Origin of the sequence: Streptomyces sp. NPDC089424, from assembly GCF_044749345.1 — a bacterium.
Classification (GTDB): Bacteria; Actinomycetota; Actinomycetes; order Streptomycetales; family Streptomycetaceae; genus Streptomyces.
In genome coordinates this window covers 165,407-180,829 of sequence record NZ_JBIVHU010000001.1, presented here as the reverse complement: position 1 = coordinate 180,829, position 15,423 = coordinate 165,407, and the positions used below count along the sequence as shown (strand labels likewise).

At 73.7% G+C, this 15,423-nt stretch carries 12 protein-coding genes; 1 reads left to right on the top strand and 11 read right to left on the bottom strand.

The genetic code is table 11. From position 1 onward, the window contains the following. Positions 1-11: 11 nt before the first annotated feature. Positions 12-1,958 (bottom strand): heavy metal translocating P-type ATPase, encoded by a 1,947-nt coding sequence (locus tag ACIP2X_RS00775; protein WP_401668763.1) that lies wholly within the window; start codon positions 1,956-1,958, stop codon positions 12-14. 57 nt (positions 1,959-2,015) lie between these two features. On the opposite strand from ACIP2X_RS00775, the gene ACIP2X_RS00770 reads away from it, so the two are divergent. Further along, a complete protein-coding gene (locus tag ACIP2X_RS00770; RefSeq protein ID WP_401665659.1) occupies positions 2,016-2,372 on the top strand; it encodes an ArsR/SmtB family transcription factor in 357 nt (118 codons plus the stop codon). Between the two features lie 86 nt (positions 2,373-2,458). On the opposite strand, the gene ACIP2X_RS00765 is transcribed toward ACIP2X_RS00770, so the two are convergent. From ACIP2X_RS00765 to ACIP2X_RS00720, 10 genes are all read right to left on the bottom strand, one after another. Then, a complete protein-coding gene (locus ACIP2X_RS00765) occupies positions 2,459-2,902 on the bottom strand; it encodes a hypothetical protein (RefSeq protein WP_401665656.1) in 444 nt (147 codons plus the stop codon). A 206-nt stretch (positions 2,903-3,108) separates the two neighbouring features. Beyond that, positions 3,109-4,530: a dihydrolipoyl dehydrogenase gene (lpdA, locus tag ACIP2X_RS00760; protein WP_401665653.1), complete on the bottom strand. Its 1,422-nt coding sequence runs from the start codon at positions 4,528-4,530 to the stop codon at positions 3,109-3,111. A gap of 52 nt (positions 4,531-4,582) precedes the next feature. Next, complete coding sequence (locus tag ACIP2X_RS00755; protein ID WP_401665650.1) at positions 4,583-4,897, bottom strand: DUF6343 family protein; 315 nt, start codon at positions 4,895-4,897, stop codon at positions 4,583-4,585. Between the two features lie 28 nt (positions 4,898-4,925). Continuing rightward, positions 4,926-5,351: a CBS domain-containing protein gene (locus ACIP2X_RS00750; protein ID WP_401665647.1), complete on the bottom strand. Its 426-nt coding sequence runs from the start codon at positions 5,349-5,351 to the stop codon at positions 4,926-4,928. A 23-nt stretch (positions 5,352-5,374) separates the two neighbouring features. Continuing rightward, the gene (locus tag ACIP2X_RS00745) at positions 5,375-6,016 is read right to left on the bottom strand and encodes a phosphoribosyltransferase (RefSeq protein ID WP_401665644.1); all 642 of its coding nucleotides are present in this window, start codon (positions 6,014-6,016) and stop codon (positions 5,375-5,377) included. Positions 6,017-6,127: 111 nt separating this feature from the next. Then, on the bottom strand, positions 6,128-10,012 hold the full coding sequence (locus ACIP2X_RS00740; protein ID WP_401665641.1) for a glycoside hydrolase family 2 TIM barrel-domain containing protein: 3,885 nt from the start codon (positions 10,010-10,012) through the stop codon (positions 6,128-6,130). A 216-nt stretch (positions 10,013-10,228) separates the two neighbouring features. Next, positions 10,229-10,741: an O-acetyl-ADP-ribose deacetylase gene (locus tag ACIP2X_RS00735; RefSeq protein ID WP_401665638.1), complete on the bottom strand. Its 513-nt coding sequence runs from the start codon at positions 10,739-10,741 to the stop codon at positions 10,229-10,231. Then, positions 10,738-12,147 (bottom strand): phytoene desaturase family protein, encoded by a 1,410-nt coding sequence (locus tag ACIP2X_RS00730; RefSeq protein WP_401665635.1) that lies wholly within the window; start codon positions 12,145-12,147, stop codon positions 10,738-10,740. The genes ACIP2X_RS00735 and ACIP2X_RS00730 overlap by 4 nt, the downstream gene beginning before the upstream one ends. Positions 12,148-12,290: 143 nt before the next feature. Then, entirely contained in the window at positions 12,291-13,136 is an 846-nt protein-coding gene (locus ACIP2X_RS00725; protein WP_401665632.1) for an inositol monophosphatase family protein, read from the bottom strand. Positions 13,137-13,284: 148 nt separating this feature from the next. After that, positions 13,285-15,111 carry a gamma-glutamyltransferase family protein gene (locus tag ACIP2X_RS00720; protein WP_401665629.1) on the bottom strand — a complete coding sequence of 609 codons (1,827 nt, stop codon included), beginning with the start codon at positions 15,109-15,111 and terminating at the stop codon, positions 13,285-13,287. Positions 15,112-15,423 lie beyond the last annotated feature (312 nt).

The following is a 15,423-nucleotide window of genomic DNA, read 5'->3' as shown; positions in this document are numbered from 1 at the left end:
AGAATCCGACATCAACCTTCGCTGTCCTGGACCTGCCCGGATCGCCATGCGGACTCGCGCAGCAGGCGCAGCCCGTTCAGGCCGACCAGCACGGTGGAGCCCTCGTGCCCGGCGACGCCGAGCGGCAGCGGCAGATGCCCGGCCAGGTCCCAGACGACCAGCACGGTGATGAACGCACCCGCGACGACCAGGTTCTGCACGACGAGCCGGCGGGCCGACCGGGACAGCCGCACGACCGCCGGGACGGTGGCGAGCTCGTCGCGCACGACGACCGCGTCCGCCGTCTCCAGCGCGAGGTCGGCGCCGGCGCGCCCCATCGCCACGCCGGAGTGCGCGGCGGCGAGCGCGGGCGCGTCGTTGACGCCGTCTCCCACGAACAGCACCTTGCGCCCGGCGTCCTGCAGCTCCCGTACGGCCTTCACCTTGTCCTCGGGAAAGAGGTCCGCGCGGACGTCGGTGAGGCCGGTGGCCTCGGCGACGCGGGCGGCGGTGTGCGCGTTGTCGCCGGTGAGCAGGACGGGCGGGGTGCCGGTCAGCGCGGTGAGGGCGGCGGTGGTCGCGGGGGCGCCGGCCCGCAGGCGGTCGGTGAGGGCCAGGGTGCCCACCGGGGTGCCGTCGCGGTCCACCTGGACGACGGTGAGGCCGTCGTCGTGGCCCGCGTCTTCCCGTGCGCGGCCGACGCGCACCTCGTGCCCGTCCACGGTGGCGGTGACGCCCCGGCCCGGCCGGGCGGTGAAGGCGTCGGCGGTGGCCGGCGACAGCCCCCTGCCCCGGGCCGCGGCGACGATGGCCCGCGCCAGCGGATGCTCGCTGGGGTGCTCGGCGGCCGCGGCCAGCGCGAGCAGCCCGTCCGCGTCGAGCCCGGAGCCCGGCAGCGGCCGTACCTCCGTCACCTCGGGCGCGCCCTCGGTCAGGGTGCCCGTCTTGTCGAGTGCCGCGGTGTCGATCTCCCCGAGCCGCTCCATCGCCACCGCCGACTTGACCAGCACTCCGTGCCGCCCGGCGTTGGCGATCGCCGACAGCAGCGGCGGCATGGTCGCGAGGACGACCGCGCACGGCGAGGCGACGATCATGAAGGTCATGGCCCGCAGCAACGCGTCCGTGAGGCCGGCGCCGAAGGCGAGCGGCACGGCGAACACGGCGAGCGTCGCGGCCACCACGCCCACCGCGTAGCGCTGTTCGACCTTCTCGATGAACAGCTGTGTCGGCGCCTTGGTGCGGGACGCCTCCTCGACCAGTGTCACGATCCGGGCGATCACCGAGTCGGCGGGGTCGCGCTCCACCCGGACGCGCAACGCGCCGGTGCCGTTGAGGGTGCCCGCGAAGACCTCGTCGCCGGGGCGCTTGAGGACCGGCAGGGGCTCGCCGGTGATGCTCGCCTGGTCGGCCTCGCTGATGCCGTCCAGCACCTGGCCGTCGGCGCCGATCCGCTCCCCCGGCCGGATCAGCAGCACGTCGCCCACGGCGAGCCGCGAGGCCGGCACGGTCTCCTCGCGCCCGTCCGCGGTGAGCCGGGTCGCGGTGGCGGGGGCGAGGTCGAGCAGCCCGCGCACGGAGTCGGCCGTGCGGGCGGTGGCCAGCGCCTCCAGCGCGCCGGACGTGGCGAAGATGACGATCAGCAGGGCCCCGTCGCGGACCTGCCCGATCGCCGCCGCGCCCAGCGCCGCGACGATCATGAGCAGGTCGACGTCGAGGCTCTTGCGGCGCAGCGCGCGCAGGCCCTCCAGCGCGGGCTCCCAGCCGCCGGCGACGTAGGCGACGGCATAGGGCGGACCGAAGGCCCAGGCGGGGGCGGCGCCCAGGTCCAGGGCGAGGCCCAGCAGGAAGGCCACCAGTGCGGCCAGCGCCCAGCGGGCCTCGGGCAGGGCGAGGAGGCGGGTGCGGCGGCGGGGTGCCGTCGGGGAGGGGGCGGAGGACGCCGCTTGCGGCGCGAGAGTCGCTGACACGCCGCACACCATACAGGAATACATGAAGACTCATTCATGCGTTCATATGTGACGGGTAGGATGCCGCTCATGGGTCATGGAGCCGCCGCCACCTCAGCCACCGAGCGTCTCCGCCTGGACGAGGGCAACGTCGCCAAGGTGGCCACCACACTCCAGGCCCTGTCCACGCCGTCCAGGCTGCTGATCCTGGCGCGGCTGCGCGAGGGCCCCCTGCCCGCGACGGAGCTGGCCGCCGAGGTGGGCATGGAGCAGTCGGCCTGCTCGCACCAGCTGCGGCTGCTGCGCAATCTCGGGCTGGTGGTCGGCGAGCGCCGCGGCCGGTCGGTGGTCTACGCGTTGCACGACGACCATGTCGCGGAGCTCCTCGACCAGGCCGTGTACCACGTGGAGCATCTGCGGCTGGGCATCAGCGACACCACCGAGTAGCGCCTCACGCGCCGCCGGGCTCCGCGCCGCACGGCAGCCGAGCGGGGCGGCTCCCGAGGGGAACCGCCCCGCGCGCCGCGCGGACGTCAGCGGGTGGCGGCCGGCTCCTCCCGCCAGGTGGACAGCGCCCAGATGATGAAGACGTCGATCGCCATCATCACGACCGACCAGACGGGCTGGTACGGCAGGAAGATGAACTGCAGGATCAGGCTGATCGCGGCCAGGGCGATACCGGTGTAGCGCGCCCAGGACTGGCCGACCAGCAGGCCCCAGCCGGTGATCGCCACCAGGACGCCGAGGACCAGGTGGATCCAGCCCCAGCCGGTGAGGTTGATCTCGTAGACGTAGGTGCCGACGCGGGCGTAGACGTTGTCCTCGGCGATCGCCGCGATGCCCTGGAGCACCGCCAGCACACCGGCGCACAACATCAGCACACCGGCGAACGTGACGCCCCCGGTCACCCATCCCTCGCGGCGCTCCGTCGGCGCGGTGTGCGGGCTTCCCGTCGGATGTGCAGCGTGCTGAGCCATGGCGGCCGTCCCTTCCGTCCCCGTGTCGATGTCCCCGTGCAGGTGTCCCCGTGCGGGTGTCCCCGTGCAGGTGTCCCCGTGCGGGTGACTTCCAGCGTCGGGGCGCCGCCCGGGTGCCGCCATCTCGACTACGCCGGTCGGGTGACACCCGGTACGTCGGCGTTCCGGCGGAAAGGGGCCGCCACCTGCGGGAACGGGCATACGGCTCACATGTTGATCATGTGGCCGGCGAGCCCGTGCAGCGCCTCCTTGACCGCCTCGCCGAGCGTCGGGTGCGCGTGTACGTTGCGCGCGAGCTCGTGGACGGTCAGGTCCCACTGCTGGGCCAGGGTCAGCTCGGGCAGCAGTTCGGTGACGTCCGGGCCGATGAGGTGGCCGCCGATCAGCTCGCCGTACCGGGTGTCGCTGATCAGCTTCACGAAGCCGGAGGCGTCGCCGAGGCCGTGCGCCTTGGCGTTGGCGGTGAACGGGAACTTGACCACCTTGACGTCGTGCCCGAGCTCCCGGGCCTGCTCCTCGGTGTAGCCGAAGCTCGCGACCTGCGGCCGGCAGTAGGTGGCGCGCGGGATCATCGCGTAGTCGAGTTCCATGGTCTCGGCGTCCGCGAGCGTCTCGGCGGCGACGATGCCCATGGCCTCGGCGGCGTGCGCGAGCATGAGCTTGGCGGTGACGTCGCCGATGGCGTAGAGGTGCGGCACGGAGGTGCGGCAGCGGCCGTCGATCTCGATCGCGCCGCGCTCGCCGACGCGGACACCGGTGTTCTCCAGACCGTAGCCGGTGACGTTGGGCGCGAAGCCGATGGCCTGGAGCACCTTGTCGGCCTCCAGCACCTGCTGGGAGCCGTCCTCGGCGGTGACCGTGACGCGGACCTGCGGCCCGGACTCGTCGATGGCGTCGACGCGGGTCGAGGTCAGCACGTCGATGCCCAGCTTGCGGTACTGGCGGGCCAGCTCGGCCGAGACCTCGGCGTCCTCAAGGGGGGCGATGCGGTCCAGGAACTCGACGACGGTGACCTGCACGCCGTAGTTGTGCAGCACGTAGGCGAACTCGACGCCGATCGCCCCGGCACCCGCGACCACGATCGACCGCGGCAGGTCCTCGGCGAGGATCTGCTCCTCGTACGTCACCACGCGCGCGGTGCGGCGGGTGCCGGGGAGCAGCCTGGGGGTGGCGCCGGTGGCGATGACGCAGTTCTCGAAGCCGATGGTGCGGGTGGTGCCCTCGTAGTCGGTGACCTGGAGGGTGTGGGGGTCGAGGAAGATGCCGCGGCCGTCGAACTCCTTGATCTTGTTCTTCTTCATCAGGTAGTGGACGCCCTTGACCCGGCCGTCCGCGACCCGGCGGCTGCGGCGGAAGGCCTCGCCGTAGTCGAAGGAGACCTCGCCGTCGACCTTGATGCCGAAGGTCCCGGCCTCACGGGTGACGATGTGGGCGAGCTCGGCGTTGCGCAGGAGGGCCTTGCTGGGGATGCAGCCGACGTTCAGGCAGACGCCGCCCCAGTACTTCTCCTCGACCACGGCGACGCTTCTGCCCAGCTGCGCGGCGCGGACGGCGGCGACGTAGCCGCCGGGGCCCGCTCCGAGAACGACGACGTCGAAGCGCTCGTCCTGCTCGTCCTGCTCGTCCATGCGTCAGGTCCCTTTCGGTCGTGATCCGGCGCGGTCCGTCGCGGCGCCGGTCTCAGGTCGGCTGCCCGTCCCGTTCCTGCCGCATCCGACGCCGTACGACGACCGCGTCCACGGCGGCGACGAGGGCGAGCACACCGCAGGCGACGGCGAGGCCGGTCAGCGCCGCCGGACCGGGGACGCCGGACGGCGAGGCGTTCGCGGCCCAGAGGGCGAACAGCACCGTCGCCACCACGAACACGGGCAGGAAGACGGCGTTGAGCAGCATGCGCAGGCGCAGCGGGCTGCGGGCGGTGCGGGGTTCGGTGCCGGTGCGGCGAGCGTGCCGCGCGCCCGGCCGCTCCCCGGGCAGGGGCTCTTCAGGGGGCATGACGGCCCGCCTTCCGTGGTGCGGTGGCTCAGTGGTTGGGGGCGGCCCGGCTGATGTCGGCCAGTGCGGAGCGGGGGTCCTCCGTGGTGGCGAGGTCGCCGAGGCTGACCATGCCGACCGGACGGCCGCCGTGGTCGACGACGGGCAGCCTGCGGACGGCGTACTGGCGCATCAGTGTGAGGGCCCGCTCGACCGTGTCGTCCGGCGCCACCGTGACCACGGGCGGGCGCGTGCACAGCGAACCGACCGGGGTGGTGCGCGGGTCGCGGGCCTCGGCGACCGCCCGTACCGCGATGTCCCGGTCGGTGAGCACGCCGAACAGGTCCCGGCCGTACGCCACGAGGACGTCGCCGATGTCCTGGTCGCGCATGACCTGCGCCGCCACGGCCACCGTCGCCATGGGTTCGATCGACGCGGTGCCCGGGGACATCACGTCACGTATCCGCCTGCTCATGAAGACCTCCTGGGCCCGCCGGGTCAGCTGCCGTGCAGCGCCTCCAGCACGTCCTCGTCCGTCAGCTGTTCGAAGTCCTCGTACCACAGGCCCACCGCGTGGAACGGGCTCGGCCGCAGCAGGCACACCACGTCGTCCGCCTCGTCGCGCAGCAGCTCGGCGGCCTCGTGCGAGCAGACCGGCGCGGCGACCACGATCCGCTCGGGGTCCCGGTGACGGACCGCGCGCACCGCGGCCCGCGCGGTGGACCCGGTGGCCAGTCCGTCGTCGACGAGGATGGCGGTACGTCCGCGCAGCTCTGCGGGCGGCCGGTCCTTTCGGTACCGCTCCTCCCTGCGGTGCAGCTCCGTCCGCTCCCGGGCCACGATCGGCGCCAGCTCGGCCTCGCTCAGGCCCATCTGCTCCAGGGCCCGGGGGTCGAAGAACGGGGGCTCGTCGCCCGCGAGGGCCCCGACGCCGAACTCCTCGTGGAACGGTGCCCCGATCTTGCGGACCACCAGGACGTCGAGCGGCGCGCCGAGCGCGGGCGCGACCTCCCGGGCCACGGTGACACCGCCGCGGGGCAGGGCGAGGACCACGGGGTCCGGGAGTGTCCCCTTCTCCTGGAGGATGCGCAGATGCCCGGCCAGTTCCCGGCCGGCGTGCGCACGGTCACGGAAACGCATGTGCTCCCCTTCCGCCACGAGGGCGTCGTCCTCTCGCCCTGTGGTCGTACGGGTTTCCCACGTGCGGCGCCCGACACGCGGACGGTGTCCTGGCCGGGCGCCGCGCTCGCGCTACTCGGTGCCCGTCGGCCGGCGGGCCTGCGCCATCGCGTCCCGTACGTCGCGCAGCGGGCGCAGCCGGTAGGTCCAGGCGTAGTCGCGGTCGGCGAGCAGCTTGTACTCGGCGTGGGTGTGGGCGCCCCAGCTGTCGTCGCCGCCGACGCCCATCTGCCGGTGGTTCACCCGCAGCACCACCGCGTCACGGGGAGTGAGCTGGTAGTCGTGGCGCCTGCCGCACGACAGGTCCTCCGGGGTGAAGTGGGAGGCGTTGACCTCCAGCAGCGGCTCCCCGCTGACCAGCAGACCCGCTCCGTCCCGCCCGGTCAGCGCCGCCCAGCGCACGTCGGTCCGGTTGCCGTTCTCCTGCGGGCGCAGGTACGGCGTCCACTGGCCGGCGACGGTGCCGTCGTACACGCCGACGTCGGTGCCGTTGTTGCGGTCCCAGTGGTTCTCGTCGGGGCCGCGGCCGTAGTACCGCAGCCGGTCCAGGCGCCGTGGCAGCACCAGCAGGCTGCCGACCTCCGGCAGGTACGGCAGGTTCGCCGCGCCCGGGTGCAGGGTGTGGTCGACCTTGATCTCGCCGTTGCCGAACACCGTGTAGGTGGTGGTGTACGCCGACTCGGTCGTCGTGGGCAGGGTGCCCGTGACCTCGATCCGCACGGCCCGGTCCCGCAGGGCGCGCACGCGCACTCCGGTCACCTCGCGCCGGGCGCCGGCGTCCCGCCAGGTCTCGTTGCGGGTGTGCTGGCCGTTGCCCCGGTCGTTGTCCGTGGGCGCCCGCCAGAAGTTCGGCGCGGGCCCCGAGGTGATCAGGCGGGTGCCCGCGGCCTCGTACGACGTGATGACGCCGCTGCCCTTGTCGACGGTGACGGAGAACCCCTCGCCCGTCACGGTGATCGCGTGCGCGCCGTCGTCGTACGTGAGCGCCGGAACGCTGTCCAGCGGCGCGGGGGTGACCGGGGGGACGGGCACGTCGAGCGGGAGCTGCCGCCCTGCGACCTCGAAGCCGGCCTCGGCCCACCTGGTGGGCTCCTTGGTGGTGAAGGACAGCTGGAGGAAGTACTCCGTGCCGGGCGCCGGGTCGCCCGGCAGCCGTACCGGAAGGGTGATGTCCTTGCCGCTCAGCGGGGGGACGTCCAGCTGGTCGCGGCTCAGCCGGCCGCGCTGGACCGGTGTGCCGTCGGCGACGAGCGTCCAGTGGCCGTCGAACGCGCGCAGGCCGGTGAACAGGTACTCGTTGGTGAGGGTGACCGCGCCGGGACCACCGGGGGCGGCGGAGACGTCGATCGCCTGGTAGATCTGCTTGACCTCGACGGCCTTGCCGGTGCTGCCGCGGTCGGCCCTGACGATGCCGTCGCCGGAGAACGCCCCGTCGTTGGGGTTGTCCCCCCAGTCCCCGCCGTAGGCGAGGAACGTCCGCTGCGCGGGCCGCCGTTCGGTGCGGCGCACGGTGGCGGCGTCGAACCAGAAGCGCACGCCGTCGTCGCCGGGGCCGCGGCCGTCGGAGGCCAGTTCGGCGGCGCTCAGGGCACGGGCGTAGACGCGGGCGCGGCGCACGGTGCCGCTGAACTCACGGGTCGGGTGGTCGACGTCGGTGGCGAGCGCGAGCGGGGCGGTGTTGCTGGCGGGGCGCCGGTCGGTGGTGCGGGTCGCCCGTACGGCGCCGTCGACGTGGAGGGCGAGGGTGCCGGCGTCCGCGTCGAAGACTCCGGCGATGTGGTGCTCGCGGCCGCTCCAGCCGCCCGGCAGGGTCCAGCTCGCGCTGATCCACTGTCCGTCGGAGTGGAGGAAGAACTCCAGGCTCTCCCCGGTCTGTTTCAGCGCGTACTGGGTGTCGCCCTTGGCGAGGACGGGCTGGTGACCGCCCGTCACCCCCGGGGTGATCCAGGCCTCCAGCGTCAGCGATCCGGTCAGGTCGAGGCGGTCGTCGCGGGCGAAGACGGTGGCACCGGTGAGGCCCTTGTCGCGGTCGAAGGTGCCTGCGGAGGCGAGGAGCTCGCCGCTCAGCGCGGCGGGCCCGGACTCGGTGAACAGCGTGCGGGCCGGTGTGGGCCAGGTCAGCGCCTGGTCGGCGAAGTCCCAGATCCAGCCGCCCTGGAGGACGTCGTGGCGGCGCACGACGTCCCAGTACTTCTTGAAGTTGCCGTTGGAGTTCCCCATCCCGTGCGAGTACTCGATCATCACGTACGGCCGGGTGTCGTCCGCGTCCTCGGCGCGCGCCTCGACGCGCTGGGGGCTCTCGTACATCCGGGAGCGGATGTCGCTGATGCCGGGTCGGTCGTCGCCCTCGTACTGGATGACACGGGTGGGGTCGTAGGAGCGTATCCACTCGTGCATGGCGGTGAAGGTGCTGCCGCCGCCGGCCTCGTTGCCGAGCGACCAGATGACCACGCAGGCGTGGTTCTTGTCGCGGTGGACCATGTTCTGCGCGCGGGCCAGGCAGGCCCGCGTCCATTCCGGGTGGTCACCCGGGTACTCGTCGCGTATGCCGTGGGTCTCCAGGTTGGTCTCGTCCACGAGGTACAGGCCGTACTCGTCGGCGAGTTCCAGCCACAGCGGGTTGTTGGGGTAGTGCGAGGTGCGGACCGTGTTGATGTTCAGCCGCTTGATCACCTCGATGTCCCGGGCGAGGTCGGCGCGGGTGAGCGCCATGCCGCGGTCGGGGTGCATCTCGTGCCGGTTGGTGCCGCGCAGGGACACCGGCTTGCCGTTGATGCGCATCAGGCCGTCCTTGAGCGCGAACTCGCGCAGGCCCACCCGGTGCGACAGCGTCTCGACGACCTTGCCCGCCGGGTCGCGCAGGCGCAGGACGGCCGTGTAGAGGTACGGGTCCTCGGCCGACCACAGCCGGGGCGCGGGCACGGCACGCGCGGCGCGTACGGTCGTCTCCTCGCCGGCCGGTACGTCGGTCTCCTGCCGGAGCGGCCGGGGCCAGACCGGGTGCCCGCCGGCGTCGTACAGCTGGGTCTCCACGGTGTGGTGCCCACCGCCGCCGCCGTAGTCACGCACGTGCGCGGTGACCGCCAGTTCGGCGGTGCCGAAGTCGTCGGCGAGCGGGGTGTCGAGACGGAAGTCGCGCACGTGCACCGACGGGGTGGAGTAGAGGTGCACCGAGCGGAAGATGCCGCTCAGCCGGATCATGTCCTGGTCCTCCAGCCAGTCCCCGTCGGAGTAGCGGTAGACCTCCACCGCGATCTGGTTGGTGCCGGGCCTCAGGTGCTCGGTGACGTCGTACTCGGCGGGCGTGTAGGAGTCCTCGTGGTAGCCCACCAGCTCCCCGTTGATCCACACGTAGTGCGCCGACTTGACGCCCTCGAAGTGCAGGAAGGTCCGCCGCCCCGACCAGGAGCGGGGCACGGTGAACGTACGCCGGTACTGGCCGACGGGGTTGTGGCGGGTGGGGGCGGCCGGGGGCTGCGCGTCCTCGCCCCGGCCGTTGGGGCCCCACCAGGGGTAGGTGATGTTGATGTAGATCGGGGAGTCGTAGCCGTGCAGTTGCCAGCAGGAGGGGACCGGGACGGTGTCCCAGGCGGAGTCGTCGACGTCGGTGCGGTGGAAGTCGGGGTCCCGGTCGTCGGGGCGGTCGGCGTAGGCGAATCTCCAGGTGCCGTCGAGGCTCAGCCGGTAGGGCGAGCGGCTGCGGTCGGCGGCCAGGGCCTGCGCCACGTCCGCGTAGGGCATGAGGGTGGTGTGCGGGGGCTCGGTCCCGAGCCGGAACAGGTCGATGTGGCCGTTCCACTCGGGCGGCCCGGCCTGCGCCGCGTCGCGCGGGGCGCCGTACGCGGCGGCGGGGGGCGAGGACAGGGCGAGCGCGCCGAACACGGCGGCGCCCGACTCCAGAAGCCGGCGGCGGCTGACGACGGGGCGGCCGGCGAACGAGGGGGGATTGTGCGGCATGACCGTGTCCTTCCTCGGGACGGACAGTGCGCTGCACGAACTGAGGGCGGGTCACCTCGCGGTGACGGGGCAGCCGTTGCCGTCGTGGTGGGACGCGGCTCGCGAGGACGGTGTCGGCTGCTGCGCCCGGCTCACCCTAGGACTTCGCACACGACCGAGCAATTGCCCCGTCGGACTCTGTTCGTTCCTGAGGGAGCCCGGCATGCCGGCCGCCGCTCAGCCCACCTGCCCCGCGAACGCCTCGTACGCCCGCTCGTCGAAGAGCACGAACCTGACCTCCTCGACCGACGTCCCCGTGGCCCGCACGGTCTCGACCGCGATCCGTGCCGCGTCGTCCATCGGCCAGCCGTAGATACCGGCGGAGACGGCCGGGAACGCCACGGCACGCGCGCCCAACTCGTCGGCCACGCGCAGGGATTCGCGGTAGCAGGAGGCCAGCAGGGCGGAGCGGTCCTCCTGCGCGGAGTGGACCGGGCCCACGGTGTGGATCACCCAGCGCGCGTCGAGGTCGCCGGCCGTCGTGGCCACCGCCCCGCCCGTCGGCAGGCCCTTGCCGTAGGAGGAGGCGCGCAGCCTGCGGCAGTCCTCCAGGATCGCGGGGCCGCCGCGCCGGTGGATCGCGCCGTCCACACCTCCGCCACCCAGCAGCGAGGAGTTGGCGGCGTTGACGATGGCGTCGGCGCTCTGGCGGGTGATGTCGCCCTGGACGAGCGTGATGTGAGGGGTCATGTCTGTCTCAGCCTCCTCCACACGGCCTTCGCCGCGTTGTGTCCCGACATGCCGTGCACGCCCGGCCCCGGCGGGGTGGCCGACGAGCAGAGGTACACGGCCGGGTGCGGGGTGCTGTACGGGAACAGGGACGCCTTGGGCCGCAACAGGCTCTGCAGTCCGCTGAACGCGCCGGAGGCGATGTCGCCGCCGACGTAGTTGGCGTTGCGGGCGGCCAGTTCGGGCGGTCCGGCGGTGGCACGGGCGAGGACACGGTCGCGGAACCCGGGGGCGAAGCGCTCCAGTTGGCGCTCGACGGCGTCGGTGAGGTCGCCTCTCCAGCCGCTGGGGACATGGCCGTAGGCCCAGAAGACCTGCTTGCCCTCGGGGGCCCGGGTGGGGTCGGCGACGCCCGGCTGCACGGTGATCAGGAACGGCCGTTCGGGTGCCCGGCCGAGACGGGACGCGTCACGCAGGGCGGTGCCGATCTCGGCGCTGCTGCCGCCGATCTGCACGGTCCCGGCCCTGCGGGGCTCCTCGGCGGTCCACGGCACCGGGCCGTCCAGCGCGTAGTCCAGCTTGAAGACGCCGGGGCCGTACCGGTACCCCTCGTAGTAGCGGCCGAAACCCGCGATGCGGGCCAGGGCCGTCGGCGAGGTGTCGAAGACGTAGGCCCGCGCGGGCGGCAGGTCGTCCAGGCGCTTGACCTCGTAGTCCGTGTGGATCGCGCCGCCGAGGTCCTTCAGGTACGCGGCCAGCGCGTCCGAGATGGACTGGGAGCCGCCGCGCGCCACGGGCCAGCCCCGGGCGTGCGCCGCGAGGGCGAAGACCAGGCCGATCGCGCCGGTGGCGAGGCCGGTGAGCGGGGCCATCACATGGGCGACGAGCCCGGCGAAGAGGGCCTTGGCGGGTTCGTCGCGGAAGCGGCGGGTCAGCCAGGTGGACGGCGGCAGGCCGACCAGGCCGAAGCGGGCGAGGGTCACCGGGTCCCGGGGCAGCGCGGTCAGCGGCAGGGACATGAAGTCGCGGGCGAGCGTGTCCCAGTGGGGCAGGAAGGGCTCCACCAGCCTGCGGTAGGCCCCCGCGTCGCGCGGGCCGAGGGAGGCGGCCGTCTCACCGACCGAGCGGGACAGGACCGCCGCGGTGCCGTCGGGCAGGGGGTGCGCCATGGGCAGTTCGGCGTGCAGCCACTGAAGGCCGTAGCGGTCCAGCGGGAGCGCGCGGAACGCCGGGGAGTTGATGCCGAGGGGATGGGCGGCCGAACACGGATCGTGACGGAAGCCGGGGAGTGTGAGCTCCTCGGTGCGGGCACCCCCGCCGATCGTGTCCCGCGCCTCGAACACCGCCACGGAGAAGCCGCGGCGGGCCAGCTCCACGGCGGCCGTCAGTCCGTTCGGCCCCGCACCCACCACGACCGCATCGAGCATCGACGGCACCTTCGGACTCCTTCGTCAGCCGATGGCCACTCGGGATCAGGATATGCCGGGGGACTGTCACACCTCCGCGACGGGGGTGCGGCCCTGCCGCCGTAGGCCCTGTGGGGAGCGGCAGGGGCGCGGGAAGGGGCCGCTCAGACCGCCGAGGACAGCAGTGCGACCACCCGGCGGGCCGTGGCCGCGTCGCGGGCCGCGGTGAAGGGCAGGGTGTTGCCCCCGGTGATGCGGAACGGCTCCCCCGCGCGCGTGAGGTGGGCGCCACCGGCCTCCTCGACCAGCAGCAGGCCCGCCGCGTGGTCCCAGGCGGCCTCCCAGGAGAACGCCGTCGCGTCCGACTCGCCCCGGGCGACGGCGAGATACTCCAGGCCCGCCGAACCGCACTCGCGCGGGGCGACGCCGTCCGTCCACAGGCCGAGCAGCGCGCGCTTCTCCTCGTCGCTCGTGTAGTCCGGGTGGGAGGTGGCGATCCGCAGGTCACGGCCCGGAGTGGGCGGGCCCGCGAACAGCCGCTCGCCGTCGAGGAAGGCGCCCTGGCCCCGCACGGCGGTGGCCAGCTGGTCCCGGGCGGCCGCGTACGTCCACGAGGCCAGCACGACGCCGTGGTGCGCCAGCGCGACCAGCGTGCAGAAGCCCTCGTCGCCGGCCACGAACTGCCGGGTGCCGTCGACGGGGTCGATGATCCAGACCGGGGCGTCGCCGCGGATCGCCTCGTACGAGGCGGGGTTGGCGTGCACCGCCTCCTCGCCGACCACGGCGGAGCCGGGCAGCAGGGCGCCGAGCGCCTCGGTGAGGTGCCGCTCGGCCAGCCGGTCGGCGTCGGTCACCAGGTCGTGCGGACCGCTCTTCTGGTCGACCTCGTGCGCGGCCAGCTGCCGGAAGCGGGGCATGATCTCGGCGGCCGCGGCCTTGCGCACCGCTTCCTCGACGTCGGCCGCGTGCCGTGCGAGAAACTCCTCGATGGTTTCCTTGTCTTCGAACATGCCTCCATGAGAGCACGTGGCGCTGACAATCCCCGCCCCGCCGGTGCACTCCGGGTGGAATCGGGATGAACTCCCGACGCCCGCCGTCTTGATCGCCCCGTACCGGTGCCGCCGCCGGTGCCCGGGGTCTCAAGGCCCGAGCCGCAGGTCAGCGACCGACCGCGTACCCCTGCATCCCGCGCGGGTTCGCCGCCGCCGAGAGCACGCCCGTGCGCGGGTCCCGTGCCACCGCGCACAGCCGGCCCTCCGACCAGTCGTCACCCACCGTGACGTCGTGCCCGCGACGGCGCAGTTCCTCGACCACCCGGGGGTCCGTCCGCCCCTCGACCGTCACACTCCCCGGGCGCATCCCGCGCGGGTAGAACGAACCGGGGAAGCTGTCCTGGTGCCAGTTCGGAGCATCGATGGCACCCTGGAGGTCGAGTCCGCCGCGGACCGTGCCGCGCAGGGCGACCGCCAGGAAGAAGTGCAGCTGCCACTGGTCCTGCTGGTCCCCGCCGGGTGTGCCGAAGGCCATCACCGGCACCCCCTCACGCAGCGCGATCGACGGTGTGAGCGTGGTCCGCGGTCGGCGTCCCGGTGCGAGCGAGTTCGCCAGCCCCTCCTCCAGCCAGGTCATCTGCAGGCGCGTGCCGAGCGGGAATCCCAGCTCGGGCACGACGGGGTTGGACTGGAGCCAGCCGCCGCTGGGGGTGGCGGCGACCATGTTGCCCCACCGGTCGACGACGTCCAGATGACAGGTGTCGCCCCGGGTGCCGCCGTCGGCGTGGACGTCGGGTTCGCCGGGGACCGGGGAGGCCGGGCTCCTGGCGACGGTGGGCTCTCCCACCCCCATGGGGCTGAACCCGGGGTCCTCGCCCGCCACCACGTGCGCCTGGGCGGACAGCCGGGGCGCGCGCCCGCCGGGGCTCCCGGGCCGCAGCTCGTGCGAGGCCCGGTCGCCGACCAGTGAGCGCCGCTGCGCGTTGTAGGGCGCCGACAGCAGGTCGTCGAGCGGCACGTCGGCCGCGTCGCCGTACCAGGCCTCACGGTCGGCCATGGCCAGCTTGGAGCCCTCGATCAGCAGGTGGACGTAGTCCGGGGAGCCGTAGGCGGGCAGCTCGGGCGGCAGCAGCGCGAGCTGCTGGAGCAGCACGGGGCCCTGGCTCCAGGGGCCGGCCTTGCACAGGGTCCAGCCGTTCCAGTCGTAGGTCGCCGGCTCCTCGTAGGTCGCGGACCAGCCGGCGAGGTCGGCCGCCGTGAGCGTGCCGGTGTGGCGCTCGCCGCTGGTGTCCAGCGTGGGGCGGCCCGCCTGACGGGTCAGGGCCTCGGCGACGAATCCGGTGCGCCACACCTCACGGGCCGCCTCGATCTGCGCCTCCCGCTCCCCCGCTCCGGCGACCTCCGCGAGCAGGCGCTTCCAGGTGGCGGCCAGCGCGGGGTTGCGCAGCAGCTCGCCGGGGCGCGGGGCCCTGCCGCCCGGCAGGTACACCTCCGCCGACGAGGTCCACTCCGTCTCGAACAGCTCGCGCACGGTCTCGACGGTCTCGCCGACGCGCTCCACGGGCGCGTGCCCGTGCTCCGCGTACCCGATGGCGTACTTCAGCACCTCGGCGAGCGGCTTCGTGCCGTGGTCGCGCAGCAGCAGCATCCACGCGTCGAAGGCGCCCGGGACGGCGGCGGCAAGGGGCCCGGTGCCGGGGACGAGGTCGAGGCCGAGCCCCCGGTAGTGGGCGACGCTCGCCCCGGCGGGCGCCACGCCCTGTCCGCACAGCACCCGCACCTGGCCACCGGCGGGCGCGAGCAGGATGGGCGCCTCGCCGGCGGGCCCGTTGAGGTGCGGCTCGACGACATGCAGCACGAACGCCCCGGCGACGGCCGCGTCGTAGGCGTTGCCGCCGTCCTCCAGCACGGCCATCGCGCACTGCGAGGCGAGCCAGTGGGTGGACGACACCATGCCGAAGGTGCCCTGGAGGGTGGGACGGGTGGTGAACATGTGACCTTTCGCCTTGCTCGTTCGCGTGCGTCGGCCGAAGGGGTCGGCCCGCACGATCGGCTCGGGGACAACCGGGGAGTCCGGGCCGCGCACCCGCCTCCCCGCGCTCTCCCCGCAGGCTATCCACCGCCTCGCGCGTCCATTCCCCCGCCTCCCGGACGGCGCGGGGCCGGGTCCGGCTCACGAGGCGGGGGGCGCGGTCACCGCGTAACGTCGGAACATGAACGCTGCCCAGCGGCCGGCCGGCGCACGACCGGGGCCTCGCTTCCCGTGACGGCCGGGCACGTCACGCGGCCGGGGCGGTGCGCCGTA

Coding starts and splice junctions, on each gene's coding strand:
- ACIP2X_RS00750 (WP_401665647.1), bottom strand. CDS start 5,351: ATGAGCAGGCGGATACGTGACGTGATGTCCCCGGGCACCGCGTCGATC.
- ACIP2X_RS00770 (WP_401665659.1), top strand. CDS start 2,016: ATGGGTCATGGAGCCGCCGCCACCTCAGCCACCGAGCGTCTCCGCCTG.
- lpdA (WP_401665653.1), bottom strand. CDS start 4,530: ATGGACGAGCAGGACGAGCAGGACGAGCGCTTCGACGTCGTCGTTCTC.
- ACIP2X_RS00765 (WP_401665656.1), bottom strand. CDS start 2,902: ATGGCTCAGCACGCTGCACATCCGACGGGAAGCCCGCACACCGCGCCG.
- ACIP2X_RS00735 (WP_401665638.1), bottom strand. CDS start 10,741: ATGACCCCTCACATCACGCTCGTCCAGGGCGACATCACCCGCCAGAGC.
- ACIP2X_RS00740 (WP_401665641.1), bottom strand. CDS start 10,012: ATGCCGCACAATCCCCCCTCGTTCGCCGGCCGCCCCGTCGTCAGCCGC.
- ACIP2X_RS00755 (WP_401665650.1), bottom strand. CDS start 4,897: ATGCCCCCTGAAGAGCCCCTGCCCGGGGAGCGGCCGGGCGCGCGGCAC.
- ACIP2X_RS00725 (WP_401665632.1), bottom strand. CDS start 13,136: ATGTTCGAAGACAAGGAAACCATCGAGGAGTTTCTCGCACGGCACGCG.
- ACIP2X_RS00720 (WP_401665629.1), bottom strand. CDS start 15,111: ATGTTCACCACCCGTCCCACCCTCCAGGGCACCTTCGGCATGGTGTCG.
- ACIP2X_RS00745 (WP_401665644.1), bottom strand. CDS start 6,016: ATGCGTTTCCGTGACCGTGCGCACGCCGGCCGGGAACTGGCCGGGCAT.
- ACIP2X_RS00775 (WP_401668763.1), bottom strand. CDS start 1,958: ATGGTGTGCGGCGTGTCAGCGACTCTCGCGCCGCAAGCGGCGTCCTCC.
- ACIP2X_RS00730 (WP_401665635.1), bottom strand. CDS start 12,147: ATGCTCGATGCGGTCGTGGTGGGTGCGGGGCCGAACGGACTGACGGCC.